Origin of the sequence: Anaeromyxobacter sp. SG64 (assembly GCF_022690745.1) — a bacterium.
Lineage (GTDB): Bacteria > Myxococcota > Myxococcia > Myxococcales > Anaeromyxobacteraceae > Anaeromyxobacter > Anaeromyxobacter soli.
The window spans coordinates 1-17,866 of the sequence record NZ_JALCZB010000094.1 but is presented as its reverse complement, the minus strand read 5'-3'; the positions used below and the strand labels follow the sequence as shown (position 1 = coordinate 17,866).

The 17,866-nt window shown below is 74.8% G+C and carries 18 protein-coding genes; 7 read left to right on the top strand and 11 right to left on the bottom strand.

Annotation, left to right across the window (positions count from 1 at the left end; translation table 11 throughout):
* The first annotated feature begins 197 nt into the window (after nt 1-197).
* Together MNZ29_RS20015 and MNZ29_RS20010 are read left to right on the top strand one after the other, a co-directional pair.
* Nucleotides 198-1,169 carry a phosphoesterase gene (locus MNZ29_RS20015; protein WP_242340582.1) on the top strand — a complete coding sequence of 324 codons (972 nt, stop codon included), beginning with the start codon at nt 198-200 and terminating at the stop codon, nt 1,167-1,169.
* The gene (locus tag MNZ29_RS20010) at nt 1,166-1,546 is read left to right on the top strand and encodes a response regulator (protein WP_242340581.1); all 381 of its coding nucleotides are present in this window, start codon (nt 1,166-1,168) and stop codon (nt 1,544-1,546) included. Before MNZ29_RS20015 ends, MNZ29_RS20010 begins: the two co-directional genes overlap by 4 nt.
* A 25-nt stretch (nt 1,547-1,571) precedes the next feature.
* Here the strand turns inward: MNZ29_RS20010 and MNZ29_RS20005 are convergent, their stop codons facing one another.
* Together MNZ29_RS20005 and MNZ29_RS20000 are read right to left on the bottom strand one after the other, a co-directional pair.
* Entirely contained in the window at nt 1,572-2,357 is a 786-nt protein-coding gene (locus MNZ29_RS20005) for a metallophosphoesterase (protein ID WP_242340580.1), read from the bottom strand.
* A complete protein-coding gene (locus MNZ29_RS20000) occupies nt 2,314-3,117 on the bottom strand; it encodes a nucleotidyltransferase family protein (protein WP_242340579.1) in 804 nt (267 codons plus the stop codon). Before MNZ29_RS20000 ends, MNZ29_RS20005 begins: the two co-directional genes overlap by 44 nt.
* 181 nt (nt 3,118-3,298) lie before the next feature.
* On the opposite strand from MNZ29_RS20000, the gene MNZ29_RS19995 reads away from it, so the two are divergent.
* Complete coding sequence (locus MNZ29_RS19995) at nt 3,299-3,838, top strand: hypothetical protein (RefSeq protein WP_242340578.1); 540 nt, start codon at nt 3,299-3,301, stop codon at nt 3,836-3,838.
* Between the two features lie 39 nt (nt 3,839-3,877).
* Here MNZ29_RS19995 and MNZ29_RS19990 read toward each other — a convergent pair whose 3' ends face one another.
* Nucleotides 3,878-5,086, bottom strand: a complete 1,209-nt coding sequence (locus tag MNZ29_RS19990; protein ID WP_242340577.1) for a DNA polymerase IV — start codon at nt 5,084-5,086, stop codon at nt 3,878-3,880.
* A gap of 91 nt (nt 5,087-5,177) precedes the next feature.
* Here MNZ29_RS19990 and MNZ29_RS19985 point away from each other — a divergent pair, with 91 nt between their 5' ends.
* From MNZ29_RS19985 to MNZ29_RS19970, 4 genes are all read left to right on the top strand, one after another.
* On the top strand, nt 5,178-5,825 hold the full coding sequence (locus MNZ29_RS19985; protein ID WP_242340576.1) for a TetR/AcrR family transcriptional regulator: 648 nt from the start codon (nt 5,178-5,180) through the stop codon (nt 5,823-5,825).
* A gap of 132 nt (nt 5,826-5,957) precedes the next feature.
* Nucleotides 5,958-7,076, top strand: coding sequence for a glycine oxidase ThiO (gene thiO, locus MNZ29_RS19980; RefSeq protein ID WP_242340583.1), 1,119 nt, complete (start codon nt 5,958-5,960; stop codon nt 7,074-7,076).
* 66 nt (nt 7,077-7,142) lie between these two features.
* Nucleotides 7,143-8,072, top strand: coding sequence for an SIR2 family protein (locus MNZ29_RS19975; RefSeq protein ID WP_242340575.1), 930 nt, complete (start codon nt 7,143-7,145; stop codon nt 8,070-8,072).
* A gap of 201 nt (nt 8,073-8,273) precedes the next feature.
* Complete coding sequence (locus tag MNZ29_RS19970; protein WP_242356472.1) at nt 8,274-9,446, top strand: metallopeptidase family protein; 1,173 nt, start codon at nt 8,274-8,276, stop codon at nt 9,444-9,446.
* A 46-nt stretch (nt 9,447-9,492) separates the two neighbouring features.
* Here MNZ29_RS19970 and MNZ29_RS19965 read toward each other — a convergent pair whose 3' ends face one another.
* The 8 genes from MNZ29_RS19965 to MNZ29_RS19930 all read right to left on the bottom strand — a co-directional run.
* A complete protein-coding gene (locus MNZ29_RS19965; RefSeq protein WP_242340573.1) occupies nt 9,493-9,780 on the bottom strand; it encodes a hypothetical protein in 288 nt (95 codons plus the stop codon).
* 89 nt (nt 9,781-9,869) lie between these two features.
* Nucleotides 9,870-11,297 (bottom strand): glycogen synthase GlgA, encoded by a 1,428-nt coding sequence (gene glgA / locus MNZ29_RS19960; protein WP_242340572.1) that lies wholly within the window; start codon nt 11,295-11,297, stop codon nt 9,870-9,872.
* 70 nt (nt 11,298-11,367) lie between these two features.
* A complete protein-coding gene (locus MNZ29_RS19955) occupies nt 11,368-12,369 on the bottom strand; it encodes a DUF4931 domain-containing protein (RefSeq protein ID WP_242340571.1) in 1,002 nt (333 codons plus the stop codon).
* Nucleotides 12,362-13,537 (bottom strand): MFS transporter, encoded by a 1,176-nt coding sequence (locus MNZ29_RS19950; RefSeq protein WP_242340570.1) that lies wholly within the window; start codon nt 13,535-13,537, stop codon nt 12,362-12,364. Before MNZ29_RS19950 ends, MNZ29_RS19955 begins: the two co-directional genes overlap by 8 nt.
* Nucleotides 13,538-13,597: 60 nt before the next feature.
* Entirely contained in the window at nt 13,598-14,464 is an 867-nt protein-coding gene (locus MNZ29_RS19945; RefSeq protein ID WP_242356470.1) for a GGDEF domain-containing protein, read from the bottom strand.
* A 70-nt stretch (nt 14,465-14,534) separates the two neighbouring features.
* On the bottom strand, nt 14,535-16,706 hold the full coding sequence (locus MNZ29_RS19940) for a glycoside hydrolase family 57 protein (RefSeq protein WP_242340568.1): 2,172 nt from the start codon (nt 16,704-16,706) through the stop codon (nt 14,535-14,537).
* A gap of 179 nt (nt 16,707-16,885) precedes the next feature.
* Entirely contained in the window at nt 16,886-17,428 is a 543-nt protein-coding gene (locus MNZ29_RS19935) for a PilZ domain-containing protein (protein WP_242340567.1), read from the bottom strand.
* A 108-nt stretch (nt 17,429-17,536) separates the two neighbouring features.
* Nucleotides 17,537-17,866, bottom strand: a 330-nt coding sequence (locus tag MNZ29_RS19930; RefSeq protein WP_242356468.1) for a hypothetical protein, incomplete at its 5' end; no start/stop codon positions are given.

Sequence of the window (17,866 nt, the reverse complement as noted above, 5' to 3'; positions counted from 1 at the left end):
GCGGGTGGGCGCGCGCGACTCCCGCACGAACCGTGTAATCGGCGCGCGCGATCGGCGCTCGCCGGCCACCCCGCCGCGCCCCCGCTTCCTCCGCGCGGGCCGCGCGCCTTCGACCCGGTGGGGGCCCGCGCGAGGTCACGCGGCCCGACTCGCGCGTTGACGGTATGCTCGGCCGGTCACTAGATTGCCCCGCTCCGATGCAGCTCAAGGTCCTCTACCACGGCAACTGCTTCGACGGCTGCGCCTCCGCGGCGCTCTTCAGCCGCTTCTTCGAGGAGCGCGAGGGGACGCGGCTCTCCACGGTCCGACACGTGCCGCTGCAGCACGGCGCCGGCGATCCGTTCCCGCCCGGCGCCTTCGACGGCGACGTGAACGCCTGCGTCGACTTCCGCTTCTCCCCGTCGCCCGACCTTCACTGGTGGTTCGACCATCACGCGAGCGCCTTCCCCACCCCCCACGATCGCGCCCTGTTCGAGCGGGACGTGAGCGGCCAGAAGTTCTGGGACCCGGCCGCGCCGAGCTGCACCGGCTTCATGGCCCGCACGCTCGCGGAGCGCTTCGACTGGCGCGCCGAGGATCTCGCGGAGCTCGTCCGCTGGGCCGACGTCATCGACGCGGCCCGGTTCGACTCGCCCGCCACCGCGGTGCGGCTGGAGGCGCCGGCGCTGCGGATCATGACGCTGCTCGAGGCGACGAAGGACCCGGCGGTCCCCGCCCGGCTCATCGAGGCCCTGCAGCACCGGCCGCTCGCCGAGATCGCGGCCGAGCCCTGGGTGGCACAGCCGCTCGAGCCCATCCTCGCGCGCCACGCGGACGCCATCGAGGTGTACCGTCGCCTCGCCCGCGTCGAGCAGGGCGTCGTCATGATCGATCTCACCCGCACGCCCATCGAGTCGGCGAACAAGTTCATCGCGTACGAGCTCTTCCCCGAGGCCCGCTACACGGTGGTCGTGAGCCGCGACCCCAAGCGCGCCAAGGTGTCGGTCGGGTCGAACCCGTGGGCCCGGCCGCCGCGCGCGCACGACATCTCCAAGCTGTGCGAGCGGTACGGCGGCGGCGGCCACCCGGTCGTCGGCGCCGTGTCGCTCGCACCTGATCACGTCGAGGACGCGCGGCGCATCGCCGGCGAGATCGCCGCGGCGCTGCGCACGGAGCCGACCGCGCCATGACCCCCGGCCAGTACATCCTCGTCGTCGACGACGACGACGACTTCCGCGAGGCGCTCTCCGAGGTGCTCTCCGAGGCGGGCTACCCGGTGCAGAAGGCCGAGAACGGTGAGATCGCCCTGCAGCGGGTGGCCGACGAGGCGCCCGGCATCGTGCTGCTCGACCTCAAGATGCCGGTGCTCGACGGCTGGGGCGTGATGGAGCGCATGCGCGGCGACGCCAAGAGCTCCGCGGTGCCGATCCTGATCCTCTCTGCCTACGGGTTCGAGTGGGAGGCGGAGCTCCTCGGCGCGCAGGGCTACATCCCGAAGTCGGTCGGGATGGACGAGATCCTCGAGCGCGTCCGCAAGGCCGCCGGCCCGCCGCCGATGCGGCATTGAGGATCGCGGGGACGCAGTCCCCGTTTCAATGCGTCGTCACGACCAGCTCGGGACCCGGCGTCACCGGCGTGCAGCCGCCCTCCCACACGTCGAAGACGCGGAAGCGCTTGTCCCAGAGCTTCCGGAGCAGGGGCATCGCGACGTTGTAGACGGGGATGCCCTTGGGCGTACGGCCGTCCGTCTTGCCGTGGTGGGCGTGGCCGTGGAACACGGCGCACGCGCCGAACGCCTCGCACGGCGCGGAGAGGCGCGACGTCCCGAGGTACGGCCGGATCTCCGCCTCCTCGCCCTGGCAGGTCTCGGCGATGGGCGCGTAGTGCGTCATGACGATCTTCATCGGCGTGTCGAGCTGGCCGAGCGCGGCCTCGAGCTTCAGCGCCTCGTTGACCGCCTCCTGCACGAACGCCTTGATGATCGGCTCGCCGAAGGCCTGCAGCATGGCCCGCTCGAACCCCCCGGCGAACCCCTTCACGCCGGCGATGCCGACGCGCTTGTCGAACACGGCGTGGTCGCCGTCGAGCACCTCGATGCTCGATTCGCCGAGGATCCGGACGAGGTCCTTCACCACCCCGCCCTCGAAGTCGTGGTTGCCGAGCACGGCGGCGCACGGCACGCGCAAGAGCGCGAACGCCTCGGCGAGCGTCTTCGCCTCGTCGATGGTGCCGTGGTCGGTGAGGTCTCCCGCGAGCAGGAGCCCCTCCGCCTCGCCGTTCACGATCTTCACGAGCTCGCGGAAGCGGCCGTGCTGGTCCTGTCGGCAGTGGAGATCAGCGACCGCCGCCAGCCGGAAGGTCCCGTTCCCGTCCGCCATCGTTCTCCTTCCCCGTCACCCGCTCGGCTTCGTCCCACTTGCGACCGTCCTCGTAGCCGAGGTGATCGAGGTCGTGCCGGTACTGCACCCGCGAGATGAGCGTCCCGCGGCAGACCGGGCGCACGTGGTTACCCTCGGCGATGTCCGCGCGAGTACGCTCCATGAGCGCGTGGAGCACGCGGTCCGGCACCTTGCCCCGCTCCCCCGGGTAGGTGAACCGGTAGAGCATGAGGTGCGAGAAGAGCACCTCCCAGTAGCGCTCGAAGCGCATGAGGAGCCGGTCCCAGTCGAGCCACTCGCCGCACGCCCGGAGCAGGTGGTTCACGTCCGCGCCGTCGTACCGCTCGCGCTCGAGGACGAAGCCCTTCGACCAGATGATCTCCTCGGGGGGCGCGAGCAGCACGTCGACGCCCATCACGCGGCCGGGGCGCGCGTGCTCGAACCACAGGTCGTCGACCACGGCGACGCCGTTGCCCGAGGAGAAGATGAGGTCCACGAACCACTCGCCCCGGAAGCCCTTCCCGATCCAGGACGGGTCGGTCATCTCGGTGCGGAACCCGGCGCCCTCGAGGACGCGGAAGGCGTCCTCCACGTCCCGCTGGCGGAGGAAGATGTCGAGGTCCTTCGTGTCGCGGAAGATGCCGGTGTACTCGAAGAAGGCGTAGGCCCCCGCGACGAGGTGCGGCACGCCGGCCTCGGTGAGCGCGCGCAGCGCGTCCGCCCGCGCGTCGATCTCGCCCGCGTCGCGATCGCGAGTCACGAGATGTTCCCCCGGCCGTCCGGTCGTTTCGGTCGAGATCATGGGGAGAACTTGCGGCTGGCGGTCGCAGGGAGGAAGCCCGCTGGGCGGCGCCCGGGCCATGCCGGCGGAGCGCCGTTGCCCGGGGTCGGGCGCGAGCGCACGTTCGATCGAGGGTCCTTCCCTTCGACGGCGGTGCGACGTGCTTTTCGCAGGCAACAGCCCCTGGCTCGCCGCCCTGCTCGCGGCCGCGCTGGCCCTCGCCTGCAAGCGCGGCGAGCGCGCGGCGCGCGAGCAGGATCCCGTGGAGCCTCCGACCGTCGCGCAGCGGGACGGCCGCACGCCGGAGGAGCGGTCGGCCGGGCCGGAGGAGAGCCGTCGGGCGGACCGGCACAGGCGGGCGGCGGTCCGCGCGCGGGCCATCCGGAAGATCGAGGGAACGCTCGAGCGGTGCGCCGAGGGGCGCGTGGTCATCCGCGCCCCGGGGGAGGAGAGCGTGGTCCTCCGGGTCGGGGACGCCACCGCGATCACGCTCGACGGACGGATCGCGCCGCTCGCGTCGCTCCGCGAGGGGAGCCCGGTGCGGGCCTCGTACGAGAGCGGGCGCGGCGGGAGGCCGACTGCCCTCACGATCGACGCGCGCTCCGCGCCGCGGACCGACCGGCCGGCCCCCGAGGGACCGGCCCCCGACTCGCGCTGGGTGCCGAACAGCGGCCCCCCGGGGAGCGACGGCGGCGGGTAGCGCCCGCGGCGACGTAGTCGCGGGGCTCGAGCACGCTCGTCACCCGTCGTCCTCGCGCCCGTCCTCGTCGGCGAGATCCGCGCGAGTGACGGCGCGATCGCCGAAGCGGCGCGCCAGCACGTCGAGCGCGGCGTTGAGCGAGCGGCGCTTCTCCACCTCCGGCGGCGGCGCCGGGGCGGCCTGGAACAGATCGAGCTGCCCGCGCTCCGCCTCGCCCGCGAACCCGGAGACCGACACGCCGGTGAGCCGCACCGGGCGCTCCACCTCGACGCGCTCGAGCTGCGCGCGGACAGCCTCGAAGATCGCCCGGTCGTCGTCGGTCGCGTTCGGGAGGGTCGTGCGCCGCGTGACGAGGGTGAAGTCGGCGTACTTCACCTTGAGCGTCACGACGTGGCCGGCGAGCCCGGCGGCGCGCAGCCGCCGGCCGACGCGTCCGGCCTGCTCGAGGAGGGCACGCTCCAGCGCGGCGCGGCCGGAGAGATCCTCGCCGAAGGTCTCCTCCGCGCCGACCGACTTCGCCGCCTCGTCGGGCACGACGTCCCGCGGATCTTCGCCGAGCGCCAGCGCGCGGAGCCCCCGGGCGCTCGAGGTGCCCACCGCCGTGGCGAGGGCGGCGTCGGGCGTGCGGCCGAGGTCCCCGATGGTCGTCACGCCGAGCTTGCGGAGCGCCGCCTCGGTCACCGGGCCCACCCCCCACAGCCGGCCGACCGGGAGGGGCGCGAGGAACGCGGCGACGCCGCCCTCCGGCACCTCGACGAGCCCGTCGGGCTTGCCGAGGTCGGTCGCGATCTTGGCGGCGAGCTTCACCTCGGCGACGCCCGCGGACACGGCGAGCCCGCACTCCGCCCGCACGGCGCGCTTGATCGCGGCGGCGATGTCGCGCCCGCCGCCGTGCAGCGCGCGGCTGGCGGTGACGTCGAGGAACGCCTCGTCGAGCGAGAGCGGCTCGACGAGCGGCGTGTAGCGCCGGTAGATCGCGAACACCTGCTCGGAGAGCGCCGAGTAGCGGTCGAAGCGGGGCGGGAGGAAGACGCCGTCCGGGCAGAGCTTGCGCGCCTGCGCCGTCGGCATCGCCGACCGGACGCCGAACCGCCGCGCCTCGTAGCTCGCTGCGCACACCACCCCCCGGCGCGACGGCCCTCCCACGATCACCGGGCGCCCGCGCAGCGACGGCGCGTCGAGCTGCTCCACGGACGCGTAGAACGCGTCGAGATCGAGGTGGAGGATGGTGCGGGGGCGGCCGGTCATTCGCCTCCTTCTATAAGCCGGCTCGCCCACCCTCCGGACGGGGGCACGAGCGGACTTGACCCAGGTCAACGCGACCGGTATTCAGGCTTTCATGGACGGCTCGGTCGCCAACCGCAAGGCGGGCGCCCCGCGTGCGGGGATCGCGGAGCGGATCTGGGACGCGGCGCGCACCGAGTTCTCGAAGCGCGGCTACCACGGCGCGCGCGTCCAGGGCATCGCGCGCGGCGCGTCCTGCAACGTGGCGCTCATCTACCGCCACTGGGCCTCCAAGCGCGCCCTCTACCTCGACATCCTGCGAGCGGTCTGGCTGGGCTCGGCGAACGAGATCGCGCGGCTCGTCCAGCTCGGGCCGGGCGGCCCGGCCTCGGTCGTGGCCGCCTACCTCGACGCGATGATGAAGGATCCGATGGGCGCGCAGATCCTCATCCGCGAGTACCTGGACGGCGCCCCCTTCCTGTCGCAGCTCACCCAGACCGACCCCGCGCTCCTCGAGCCAGTCCGGCGCGCCGCCGACGCGCTCGCGCAGGGCGGCGCCGGGGACGGGCTCGATCCGATCCTCGCCGTCGTGACCGTGGGCGGGCTCGCCGCGCTCGTCGCGTCCTCGCGCGAGGCGGCGCGGCCCTTCGTGCACGAGCCGCTCGCGCCGGAGGCGTGGCGGCGCCACGTGTTCGAGCTGCTCGTGAACGGCCTCACGCCCGCGCGGCCGGCCGCGCCCAACGGCTCGGTCCCGCCGATCTGACGGGCGCTGCGCCCCGGCGTCGCGCGGGGACGTGGGCTCGCCTCGCTCGCCCGGGCGCGTCTTTTTCATGGAGCCCGCTCCGCGCGCGGAGCGCTTCCCCGCGGCGGGCGCGAGGGCGTAGTGTTGCGCGCCATGCGTACGGACGTGGTGGTGGTGGGCGCCGGCATCCAGGGCGCCTCGGTCGCGTTTCGGCTCGCGCTGTCGGGCCGCAAGGTGGTGGTGCTCGAGCGGTCGATCCCCGGCGCGGAGGCGTCGAGCGCGGCGGGCGGGATCCTGTCGCCGGGCGTGGAGGCGATCGAGCCCGGTCCCTTCTACGCCCTCTGCCGGGCCTCCCTCGCGCGCTACCCCGGGTTCGTCCGCGAGGTCGAGGCCCGCTCCGGCCTCGCCGTGTCCCTCCGCTCGCTCGGCACGCTGGAGGTGGCGTTCGACGACGACCACGCGCACCTCCTCGCCGGTCGCGCCGAGAAGCTCGAGCGGGCCGGCCTGCCGGTGCAGGTGCTCGACGAGGCGGCGGTGCGGACGCTCGAGCCCGGCCTCTCCCGCGAGGCGCGCGGCGCGCTCTTCTTCGCCGACGAGGCCTCGCTCGATCCGCGCCTGCTCGCGCGCGCGGTGTACGTCGCCGCCGCCCGCGCCGGCGCGACCTTCCTCACGGGCGACGTGCGCCGCATCCGGACCGAGGGCGGCCGCGCCGCCGGGGTGGAGCACGCCGCGGGCCGCATCGACGCGGACGCGGTGGTGCTCGCGGCGGGGAGCTGGAGCCTGCTCGTCGAGGGGAACGGCCTCCCCCCGGGCGCGGTCCGGCCGGTGCGCGGCCAGATCGCCGTCGTCGACACGCGGCCGCCGCTCCTCTCGCGCGTGGTCTTCTCGGGTCACGGCTACGTGGTGCCGCGCCCCGACGGACGGATCCTCTGCGGCTCGACCATGGAGGACGTCGGCTGGGAGAAGGCCGTCACCGCGGGCGGCCTCCGCCACGTCCTCGACGTGGCGATCGAGATCGCCCCCTCCCTGGCCCAGGCGCCGGTCGTCGAGACCTGGTCGAACTTCCGGCCGGCGAGCCCGGACGGCGAGCCGATCCTCGGCGAGGGCACGATCCCGGGCCTCTTCTACGCGACCGGCCACACGCGCAACGGCATCCTCCTCGCGCCGATCACCGCGGACGCCATCGCGGCGGCCGTCACCGGCGCGCCGCCCCCGGTGGACCTCGCGCCGTTCTCGCCGGCGCGGCTCGCCTCGCTCATCGGCCCGCGGTAGCCGCGACGCGGCGCCCGCGGCGCGAAGCACGCGCGGCCCTCGCGGCGCGTGAGTACCTTCGTCTCGATGGACGCGTCCACGGACGTCCGCGAGGTGAAGGACCGCCTGTTCGACCGGCTCGCCCGCGGGCAGCTCGTGCTGCTCGTCGGCGCGGGCGCCTCCCGCTGGGCGGGCCTCCCTTCCTGGCGCCAGACGGTCTGCGCCCTCGCCGAGGATCTCGTCCCCGCCCTGCGCGAGCAGGTTCCGGACGCCCCCCAGCGCTTCGCGCCGCCCGACCCGGACGCGCCCGTCTCGATGGACGCGCTCCTTCGCATCCCGGAGGCCTACCGGTTCCTGCGCGGCGAGGACCGGCTCGTGGAGCGCCTCCGGGCGCTGTTCGACACCTCCCGGATCGATCCCGCGGACCTGCCGCTGCAGCGCCTCCTCGTCCGGCTCGCGCCCTTCGTACCCGCGGTGTACACGACGAACTTCGACGACCTGCTCGAGCGCACGTTCGAGTGGGCCGGCCAGCCCTGCCAGGTCGTCGCCGAGGCGGAGGATCTCCACCGCTGGCGCTTCGTCGAGGTCGGCCGGCGCTTCGTGCCACGCTTCCCCATCTACAAGCTGCACGGCACGCTCGAGCGGCCCGCCTCGCTCGTCGTCTCCGAGTCCGACTTCCTGCGCCGCTCCGACCTCGCCGCGAACCCGATCGACCTGCGCTTCTCGTCCGACGTCATGGGGCGGGAGATCCTCCTCGTCGGCTACGGCTTCAACGATCCGAACCTGCGCTGGCTCTGGACGAAGCTCCGCGACCTGCGCGTGCCGCCGGTGGGCTGGTTCCTCGAGCTGGGTACCTCGACGGACCTCGAGCGCGCGACGGTCGCGATGGACCGGATCGGCCGGGTGGACCTGAACGCCGCCGACCCGCTCCACCCGAGGGAGCTGCTCGCGTTCCTGGAGGAGCTCGCCTCGCGCTGCGAGCGGGAGCTCGGGGCCTCGCCGCCGGGGCACGGGTGAGGCCGCCCGGCGCCTGCCCTCTAGCGTGTTGCGGCTCCGGGCAGGCGTTGGGACAGCCTCACGCTCGGCTGCTGACCCCCCGGATGGCGCCTCCCGCGGAACCGTGGCAAGCTGCCGCCAATGTACCGGCCGCTTCGCCGCGCGGTCTGCGTCGCCCTCCTCACGGCATGCACCCGCGCCTCGCCGCCCCTCGAGCCGGCGGTGTCACCGATCCCCGCGCCCTCGGCGCGCGCGAGCAGCGCCCCCGTTCCGCCGGCGCGACCGCACGAGGGGACCCTCGTCGCGCCGGAGCCCGTGCCGGCGCCGGCCGGCCCCTGCCTCCCGGCAGAGCCGAACGCCTCCCCGGGCGTCCTCGTCGAGGAGTCTGCCGACGCGCTCGATCGCGACGCGAAGGATCGGGCGCTCTCCTGCGCGGACGAGGCCCTCGCGCTCGCGCCGCGCCACGTGGGCGCCCTCACCGCGCGCGGCGACGCGCTCGCGGCGGCGAACCGCGTCGACGAGGCGCGCCTCGCCTTCGCGCGCGCGCTCGCCATCGATCCGGACGCCCCCGGCGCGCTGCTCGGCGCGGCCGAGCTCCACGTGCGGCGCCTGGGCGGGAAGCCCGAGGCGATCGAGGCCGGCCTCGAGTACGCCGTCCGCGGGGCGCGGGCGGCCGCGCTGCGCAAGGACCGCGAGCTCGTCGGGCGCCTCGAGCTCGTCGCGGGCATGGCCGAGAACGACCTCGGCCGCAGCAACCTCGCCCTTCCGCACCTCGATCGCGCCGTGCACGCGCGCCCCGAGGACGCCGACGCCGTGTACGAGCGCGGCGTCGCGCTCTACGAGCTCTGCCGCTTCGACGACGCGCAGCGCGCGTTCGAGCGCGCCCTGGCGCTCGCTCCGGACGATCCGTGGACGCTCCACCAGCTCGGGCTCCTCGCCGAGCGGCGAGGCGAGGAGCGACGCGCCTCGTCCCTGCTCGGGCGCGCCCGGTCGCTGGCGCCCACCGACTTCAAGCAGGAGCCGCCGGTCGACATGGCCGCGTTCCGGGCCGAGGTGGAGACGGCGGTCGCGGGGCTGCCCGCGGAGGAGCGCCGCGCGCTCCAGGCGGTGCCGATCGAGATCCAGGACCTCCCGGACGCGGCGGACCTCCTCGCGGTGCACCCGCCGCTCTCGCCCTCGATCCTGGGGCTCTTCCGCGGGCCGTCGGAGAACGAGGCGTGCACCGCGGCGGACGGGCCGCGCTGCCGCACGATCGTCTTCTACCGGAAGAACCTGCTGCGCTTCGCCGCCGACCGGGGAGAGCTCACCGAGCAGGTGCGGGTCACGCTCCTGCACGAGCTCGGGCACCTGCACGGCGAGAGCGACGACGACCTGCGCGCGCGCGGCCTCGAGTAGCCCCCCGGCGCGGCGCCGGAGGTGATCGCGGCCCGCGGACCGCCGGTCAGCGGCGCTCCTCCTCGTCCTCCTCGTCGGCGCTCTCGTGCACGTGCATCGCCTCGACCTCGGGCGCCTCGGGCGGCTCCGGCTCGGCGAGGTTCGCGAGATCGTCCTCGGGGCCGGGGAAGTTTCCGCCCGAGTCCAGGCCGAGCGTCGTCGGCGCCGCGCCGCCCACGTTCTCGAGCGGCACGACCTTCTCGTCGGCCTCGCTCGTCAGCTCGCGCACCATCCGCTCGCTCGGCTGCGCGGTGACCTCGGGATCGTCGTCGGGGGCATCGAATCGGCGGGCCATGCCTCAAGGTAGGGTCCGCCCGGTGGGCGGTGAAGGGCCGCCGCCCTCCTCCACCCGAACCGCCCGTGAGCGCGCTGCGCCGCCGACGATCAGGGATTGGCGAGCGAGCGGTAGAGCGACTCGTACGCCTGCGCGCTGCGGTCCCAGCTGAAGTCCTGCGCCATGCCCCGCAGGCGGAGCGCCCGGAAGGCGCGGCCGTCCCGGTAGGTCTCGAGCGCGCGGCGCACCGCGAGCAGCATCGCCTGCGGGTGGTAGTCGCGGAACTTGAAGCCCGTGCCGCGCTGGAAGCCGTCGTAGTCCTCGACGGTGTCGTCGAGGCCTCCCACCGCGCGGACGATGGGGACGGTCCCGTAGCGCAGGGAGTACATCTGGTTCAGCCCGCACGGCTCGAAGCGGCTCGGCATGAGGAACAGGTCGGCCCCCGCCTCCAGCCGGTGAGCGAGCCCCTCGTCGAAGCCGATGCGCGCCGCCATCCGCTCGGGCCGCTCGCGCGCGGCGCGCGCGAAGACCTCCTCCCAGTCGCGCCGCCCGCTGCCGAGCAGGGCGAGCTGCAGCTCGCGCCCGAGCAGCTCGCCGAGGGCGGCGACGACGAGGTCGAGGCCCTTCTGCTCGGCGAGGCGCCCGACCATCGCGACGAGCGGGATCTCCGGCCGCTCCGGCAGCCCGAGCTCGCGCTGGAGCGCCGCCTTGCAGCGCGCCTTCCCGGCGAGCTCGGCGGCGGAGTAGTGCGCCGGGAGGTGGCGGTCGGTCGCGGGATCCCACTCGGCGACGTCGATGCCGTTCAGGATGCCGTGCAGGTCCCTCGTGCGGTGGCGGAGGAGCGCGTCGAGGCCCACCCCGCCCTCGGGCGTCGTGATCTCCCGCGCGTAGGTGGGCGAGACGGTGGTGAGCGCGTCCGCGAACACGAGCCCCGCCTTCATGAAGTTGAGCTGGTCGTGGAACTCCATCGCCTCGTAGCGGAAGACGTCCCACGGGAGCCCGAGCGCGGGCACGACGTGCTTCGAGAAGACGCCCTGGTAGGCGAGGTTGTGGATGGTGAAGACGGTGCGCGCGCCCGCGAGGGCGGGATCGCGGGCGTGCTCGTGGCGGAGCAGGAACGGCACGAGCCCGGTCTGCCAGTCGTTCAGGTGCACGACGTGCGGCCGGAGCCCGAGCGCGCCGGGCAGGGCGAGCGCCGCGCGCGCGAGGTAGGCGAACCGCTCGGCGTTGTCGGCGTAGTCGTGCGCCTCGCCGTACAGGCCCCGCCGCGAGCCGAAGAAGTGCTCGTGCTCGACGAAGTAGACGGGCGCGCGCTCCCGGCTCACCCACAGCGTGGTCGGCTCGCCGCGCACGTCGAGCGCGCGGTGGAGGGGGTGGAGCCCGTGCGCGCGCGGATCGATCGAGCCGTAGCGCGGCGTCACCACCGAGACCGCGTGCCCGCGCGCGGCGAGCGCGCGGGGGAGCGCCGCGGCGACGTCGCCGAGGCCGCCGGTCTTCGACCAGGGCGCCACCTCCGACGCCACGAACAGGATCTCCATCGTGCCCTCGAGAGCTAGACGGCGGCGCGTGCTTCGCGCGCACCTCGGGGGTCGCGCTTCACGCCGCCGTTCAGCCTTCCACCCGGCGGAGGAACTCGGCAGCCTCCTCCGGGGGCACGGGGTTGATGTGGAAGCCGGAGCCCCACTCGAAGCCGGCGACCTGGGTGAGCGCGGGCATCACCTCGATGTGCCAGTGGTACGAGGGCGAGGCGGCGTCGCGCAGCGGGTTCGAGTGGACGATGAAGTTGAAGGCGGGGTCGCCCAGGGCGGCGGCGAGGCGGCGGAGCGTCGTCCCGAGGGCCTGCGCGCAGAGCCCGAGCCGCTCCTTCGGCTCCGCCTCGAAGTTCGACTCGTGGCGCTTCGGGACGATCCAGGTCTCGAAGGGGCTGCGCGGCGCCCAGGGGGCGAACACCACGAACTCGTCGTTCTCGTGCACGAGCCGGGCGCGCTCCTTCCGCTCCTGGCCGACGATGTCGCAGAAGATGCAGCGCTCCTTGTGCTCGTAGTGGCGCCTCGCCCCCTCGATCTCCTCGACCACCTGGCGCGGGACGACCGGGAGCGCGATGAGCTGGGAGTGCGCGTGATCGAGCGAGGCGCCCGCGAGCTGCCCCTGGTTCTTGAAGAGCAGGATGTAGCGGAAGCGCAGGTCGTTGCGGAGGTCGAGGATGCGCGCCTTGAACGAGAACAGCACCTCGGTGAGCTCGGCCTCGGTGAGGTCCTTCATCTGGCGCTCGTGCCGGGGCGTCTCGACGATCACCTCGTGCGCGCCGATCCCGTTCATCCGGTCGTAGATCCCCTCCGCCTCGCGATCGAGGTCGCCCTCGATCTTGAGGGCGGGGAAGCGGTTCGGCACGACGCGCACGCCCCAGCCCGGCCCGTTCGCCGGCGCCGAGGGCGGGCGGCCCGACACGTACACCTCGCGCGGCGTCTTGTCCTCCTGGCCCGGGCAGAACGGGCACAGCCCCGGCCTCGCGGGCTCCTGCGGCCGCACCAGGTCGGAGGGCCGCCGCGCGCGCTCGGTCGCGATGATGACCCACCGCCCGACGATGGGATCCCTGCGCAGGTCAGGCATCGCCCGCCACCCTCTCCTCGCGCGCCGGCCGCACCGTCGCGCCGACCGCCGCCGCGAACGCCATGATGGCAGCGCCGCCGACGTAGGGGAACGCCATCGACCACTGCCCGAAGGTCCAGCTGCCGGCCTCCGGGCCGAGGATCCGCCCGAACGCGGCGGCGGACTCGCCGATGCCGAGGGTGCCGCCCTGGTCCTCCGCGCGCGCGAAGCGCGAGAGGAGCGAGGAGAGCGCCGGCTGCGCGAGGCCGCTGCCCACCGCGAGCGGCGCCGTCGCGGCGAGGAGCCCCGCGACGCTCCCGGCGAAGGGGAGCGAGAGGAGCGCCACGGCCTGGAGGACGAGGCCGGCGACGAGCAGCGGCTTCTCGCCGAAGCGGCGCGAGAGGCGTCCGACGAGCCCGCCCTGCACGATGACGAGCAGGACGCCGATGTACGCGAACACGTAGCCGACGTGCGACTCGGCGAGGCCGTAGCGCTCCTTCGCGAGGAACGCGTAGGTCGCCTCCATCATGCTGAAGGCGAGCACCGTGAGGAAGTAGATGCCGATGACGCGACGGATGCCGGGGCGGCCGAGCTCCTCCCGCATGGCGGCGAAGCGGGGGCGGCGATCGGTGGAGCGGCGCGCCTCGGGCTCGGGGAGGATGAACCAGGCGGCGACGCCGTTGGCCGCGGCGAGCGCCGCGGCGGCGAAGCCGGGGAGCGCGAGCGAGTGGCGGGAGAGGATGCCGCCGATCGCGGGCCCGAGCACGAAGCCGAGCCCGAACGCGGCGCCGATGATCCCCATGCCCTTCGCGCGCTCCTCGGGCGCCGTCACGTCGGCGACGAAGGCGCGCGCGATGGAGATGTTCGCGGTCGCCGCGCCCGCGAAGAGGCGGGAGAGCAGCAGCATGGGGAAGCTGTTCGCGAGGGCGTACATGGTGAACGCCAGCGCGGTCATCACGATCGAGCCGAGCAGCATCGGGCGGCGCCCGACCCGGTCGGACAGCCGGCCCCAGATCGGCGCGAACACGAACTGCATGGCCGAGTACCCGGCGGAGAGGAGCCCGGTCCAGGTGGCGGAGGCCCCGAGCCGCTCGGCGTAGAGCGGCATGACCGGGATGACCATCCCGAAGCCGAGGAGATCGATGAAGACGATGACGAAGAGGATCGCGAGCGCGGACCGGTTCTTCACGGGTCCGGGAGGATAACCCGAGGCGGACGGGCGCGCAGGCGTTTCCCTCCGCCCCGCCCCTCACCGGGCGATACGATCGCGCCCCGCCCGCTTCGCCGCGTAGAGCCGCTCGTCGGCCCGGGCGAGGAGCGTCGCCCCGTCCTCTCCCCGCGAGAGCGCGGCGAGGCCCGCCGACACCGTCACGGCGATGGCCGCGCTGCCGGCGTCGATCGGCGCGGCGGAGATCCGGCCGCGGATGCGCTCCGCCACCTCCGCGGCCGCCGCGAGCGTGGCGCCGGGCAGGAGCGCCGCGAACTCCTCCCCGCCGATGCGGGCGAGGAGGTCGCCGGCGCGCAGCGCCTCCGCCGCGCGCGCCGCCACCGCCGCCAGCACCGCGTCGCCGGCTGCGTGGCCATGGGCGTCGTTCACCCGCTTGAAGTGGTCGACGTCGAGCGCGACGAGGGCGAGCGGCGCCTCGCCGCGGGCGGCGCGCGCCACCGCGCCCGCGAGCGCCTCCTCGAACGCCCTCCGGTTCGCGAGCCCGGTGAGCGGATCGCGCCGGCCGAGCGCGGCGAGCGCCTCGAGCTCCCGCGCGGCCTCGTCGCCCGCGGCGAGGTAGCGCGCCACGAAGGGCCCGACCCGGATCCGGTCGCCGCTCGCGAGCCGCCGCGCGGAGACCGCCGCGCCGTTCACGAACGTGCCGTTCGTGGAGCCGAGATCCTCGACCAGGTGGCCGGCCTCCGCGGGGGCGACGCGCGCGTGCCGGCGCGACACGTCCTCCGCCGGCAGCTGGAGCGCGCAGCCGGGATCGCGGCCGAGCACCACCTCGCCCTCCAGCGCGACCGTCACCCCGAGGAGCGCCGCGCCCTCGACGAACACGAGCCGCGCGCCGCCGCTGGCCGGGGCGCCCGGCGCGGGCGGCCGGACGCGGGTGGCGTCCGCGGTCACGGCTCCACCGGGGACGCTCCCCCGCCCCGGCGGCCTCGCTTCGTTCGCTGTCGGCCCACGCGCTCCTCCCTCACACGCTCCAGTTCAGGCGCTCGAAGTCCGCGTCGGGGACGGTGAGCGTCACGAAGCCGTGGCGCGGCAGCCGCTCGACCTCGACGTCCCCGCGCGCGGCGTGCACGCCGAGCGCGACCTCCGTGCCGGGCGCGAGCCCGAGCGCGGCGAACGGGAGGCGCACCTCCAGCACCTGCGCGAACGCCGCCTCGCCCAGCTCCGCGCCGCGCAGGCGTGCCGGGCGGGCCTGTCCGTCCCGCACGATCGCGAGCTCGACGGTCTCGTTCCGGTCGCCGGCGAGCAGCACGACGCGGACCTCCGACGCGAGCTCGACGGTGCGCTCCGGCGACTCGGCCGGGTCGAGCCGCAGGTAGAGCGCCTCGAGGTCGAACCCGTAGTGCAGCGCCTGGAAGACCTGCGCGCCGCCGAACATCGAGCCGCGGTGCTGGCCGGGGCGGTGGACGCCCGCCCCCGCCCACTCGAAGTAGGTCGTCTGGCGCCCGTCGATGCGCGGCGCGAGGAGCGCGGTGGGCTGGCGCGCGGCGCGCACCTCGGCGCCGGGGGCGGCGGCGCGCTTGATCGGCTCGACCGCCTCGCGCGGGGGCGTCACCCCCAGCAGCAGGCAGGCGCGGACGACGTGTCCGCGGAAGAGCCCGTCGAACTCGGCGCCCAGGTCGGTCGCGAAGTCGTCGCCGTACCACCAGAACCAGTCCGAGGCCTCGGCGGCGTGCAAATGCTGCCGCGCCTGCTCGAGCCGGTCCGCGTCGACCGCCCCGCTGCGCTCCGCCGCCGCGAGCGCCGCGCGAGCCCGGCCGAGCGCCGTCCAGGCTTGGCGGTCCTCCGCGTGCCCGATCCAGATTCGGTAGGACGCCTCGATCCACGAGCCGGAGTGGATGCGGGTCACGATCCCGCCCTCGGTGGCGGCGGTCGCCTCGGACAGGGTCACGGTCTCGATCGCGTCGCTCGCGGCGAGCGCGCCGTAGAGCCGGTCGAGGAACTCGTGGCCGCTGTGGGGGTAGTGCTCCCAGGCGTTCTCGCCGTCGAGGAACACGCCGACGGTCGCGCGGCCGGGGAGCCGCTCCGCCGCCCACGCCTGCGCGATCGAGGCGACGTTCGCGACGAAGTCGTCCGCCGCCTCGCGCGCGGGCACGCCGGAGTACGTGAAGCCGATCGCGTCCGACAGGGCGCGATCGCGGAAGAGCATCTTGAGCTCGCGCCCCTCGCCCGCGGCGATGCGCCAGGGCCGGTACACCGAGGCGAGCCGCGGGGCGCTCGGGGGGAGCGAGTGGAGCAGGACGCCCTCGTCGCTCGCCGCCCAGCGGACGCCCTCGCGCGCGAGCACCTCCACCGCCTCGGGCGACACCGCGCCCTCCGCCGGCCACATCCCGGCGGGCGGGCGGCCGAAGCGGCGGGCGTGGCTCGCGAGCGCCTCGCGCACGTGCCAGCGAGCGTCCTCCGGGTGCGCGAAGCGAGGCGGGAGCTGCACGTGGGGGAGCGCGCGGCGGGCGACGTCGGTGTCGCAGAGGAGCGGGAGGATCGGGTGTTGGTAGGGGGTGGCCGAGAGCTCGACCTGGCCGCGGTCGGCGAGGCGCGTCCAGCGCGGCACGATCCCGGCGAGGATGCGGCGCTGGGCCTCGAGCAGGAGGGAGACGTCGGCGCGGTCGAACCCGCGGCCCTTCTCGCGCAGGGCGCGGAGCCCTTCGTCGTCGGCGAGGGCGCCGAAGCCCATCCAGGCGAGGTTGAAGTGGACCTGCAGGTCGGTGATCTCGGCGTCGGAGAACGCCGCGGCGAGCCTCCTCACGTCGCGGCCGCGCAGGTCCCGCCCGCGCTTCTGGAGGAGCTCCCAGTAGCGTGGCACCGGCCGCACGTTGCGCGCCCAGTCCACCATGAAGAAGCCGCGCACGATCGCCGCGCGCTCGTCGGGCGCGAGCTCGTTCGCCGGCCGGGCGGTGAGCTCGAGGAAGCGGTCGCGCGCGCGGCCCGCCACGTAGTCCTCGAGCTGCTCGAGGAGGATGGGGGTGAAGTTGACGGTGCAGCGGATGCCCGGGTGCCGCTCCAGGATCCACGCCATGTCGTTGTAGGCCCGGGTGGCGTGGAGCCTCACCCAGGGCAGGAGGTACTCGCCCGTGTCCGCGTCGCGGTAGGGCGGCTGGTGCATGTGCCACAGGAGCGCGAGCCGTGCCTTCTGCATGGTGCAGAACCGTAACGGCCGGGGTCCCCGGTGCCTAGCCCAAGGCTCGCGAGCCGCGAGCTTCGGTCTCGCGAGCCGCGCGGTCGCCCGGCCCTGGTCCGGCGGGGGCCCCTCCCCGGCTCGCCGGGTCCTCTGGCGTGCTCGCTTCGCTCGTGGACGGCGGGATCATCGTCGGTCCGTCAGCGGCGGACGCGGGGAGCGCGCTCCTCCGTCGCGGCCGCGCCGAGCGCGGGCGGCGGGGGGGCGCCCGAGGCGGTGGAGAGCGGCCCGCCCTCGCTCCGGATCTTCCACTCCTCCCAGAGGTTCAGGACGAGCGAGACGTCCCGCAGCGGGACCTTCTCGTCGAGGTGCGGGAACTCCGCGATGAACGCGTCGTAGAAGCTCGTGTAGCGCGTCGGCGTGAAGTAGCGGAGCAGCGTCTCGCGGCCGTGCGCGTCGACGTCGAGGAACTCGATCCCCATGCCCGTCGGGAAGGTGCGGTCGCCGTGCGGGACGACGTGCGCGATCTGCGAGCGGATGGCGAGCGGCCCGTCCGGCAGGGCGAGCTCCACGTAGAGCTCGAGCCCGGAGCGGAGCAGGAAGTTCGAGGCCACGAACAGCCCGCCCAGCCCGAGGTTCTTCGAGGTGCAGAACGCCTCGAAGCGGAGCCCGCCCTCGCCCGGGATGAAGAGGCGGCACGGGAGCTCGATCTCGATGCGCTCGTAGCGGCGGGGCTCGCTCATGGGACGTGGACGATAGCATCGCCGGTGGCGTCCGAGCGAACGCCTGCCCGCTCGCCCTCGGGGCCGATGTGCGCTCGCAGGCGCCCCGCGGCGACCCCACCGCCCGCTTCACCCGAAGAGCTTGCCCGACCCCCTCGCCTTGAGCTCGCCCATCTCCTTCGCCAGCCGGCCGAGGCGGTCCGTCTTGTCGGCCACCTCGCGCTGGAGCCGCGCGATCTTCTGATCGCGCTCGGCGAGCCGGGCGCTGAGCGCCTCGCGCTCGGCGCTCGCCGCCCGGAGCGCCTCGTCCATGTCGTCGACGGCGGGGAAGTCCTTCACCTCGATGTCCAGGATCGCGGCCGCCGCCTCCTCCGCCACCGCGGGCGCGAGCGTCGCGCGCGCCGCCTCCGCGGCGGCCTCCGCGACCGCCGCGCGCCGGAGCGCCTCGGCGAGCGCGTC

Bases quoted from the DNA above. Each gene is read 5' to 3' on its own strand.
- MNZ29_RS20015 (WP_242340582.1), top strand. From the start codon at position 198: ATGCAGCTCAAGGTCCTCTACCACGGCAACTGCTTCGACGGCTGCGCC.
- MNZ29_RS20010 (WP_242340581.1), top strand. From the start codon at position 1,166: ATGACCCCCGGCCAGTACATCCTCGTCGTCGACGACGACGACGACTTC.
- MNZ29_RS20005 (WP_242340580.1), bottom strand. From the start codon at position 2,357: ATGGCGGACGGGAACGGGACCTTCCGGCTGGCGGCGGTCGCTGATCTC.
- MNZ29_RS19990 (WP_242340577.1), bottom strand. From the start codon at position 5,086: ATGACCGGCCGCCCCCGCACCATCCTCCACCTCGATCTCGACGCGTTC.
- MNZ29_RS19985 (WP_242340576.1), top strand. From the start codon at position 5,178: ATGGACGGCTCGGTCGCCAACCGCAAGGCGGGCGCCCCGCGTGCGGGG.
- thiO (WP_242340583.1), top strand. From the start codon at position 5,958: ATGCGTACGGACGTGGTGGTGGTGGGCGCCGGCATCCAGGGCGCCTCG.
- MNZ29_RS19975 (WP_242340575.1), top strand. From the start codon at position 7,143: ATGGACGCGTCCACGGACGTCCGCGAGGTGAAGGACCGCCTGTTCGAC.
- MNZ29_RS19965 (WP_242340573.1), bottom strand. From the start codon at position 9,780: ATGGCCCGCCGATTCGATGCCCCCGACGACGATCCCGAGGTCACCGCG.
- glgA (WP_242340572.1), bottom strand. From the start codon at position 11,297: ATGGAGATCCTGTTCGTGGCGTCGGAGGTGGCGCCCTGGTCGAAGACC.
- MNZ29_RS19955 (WP_242340571.1), bottom strand. From the start codon at position 12,369: ATGCCTGACCTGCGCAGGGATCCCATCGTCGGGCGGTGGGTCATCATC.
- MNZ29_RS19940 (WP_242340568.1), bottom strand. From the start codon at position 16,706: ATGCAGAAGGCACGGCTCGCGCTCCTGTGGCACATGCACCAGCCGCCC.
- MNZ29_RS19935 (WP_242340567.1), bottom strand. From the start codon at position 17,428: ATGAGCGAGCCCCGCCGCTACGAGCGCATCGAGATCGAGCTCCCGTGC.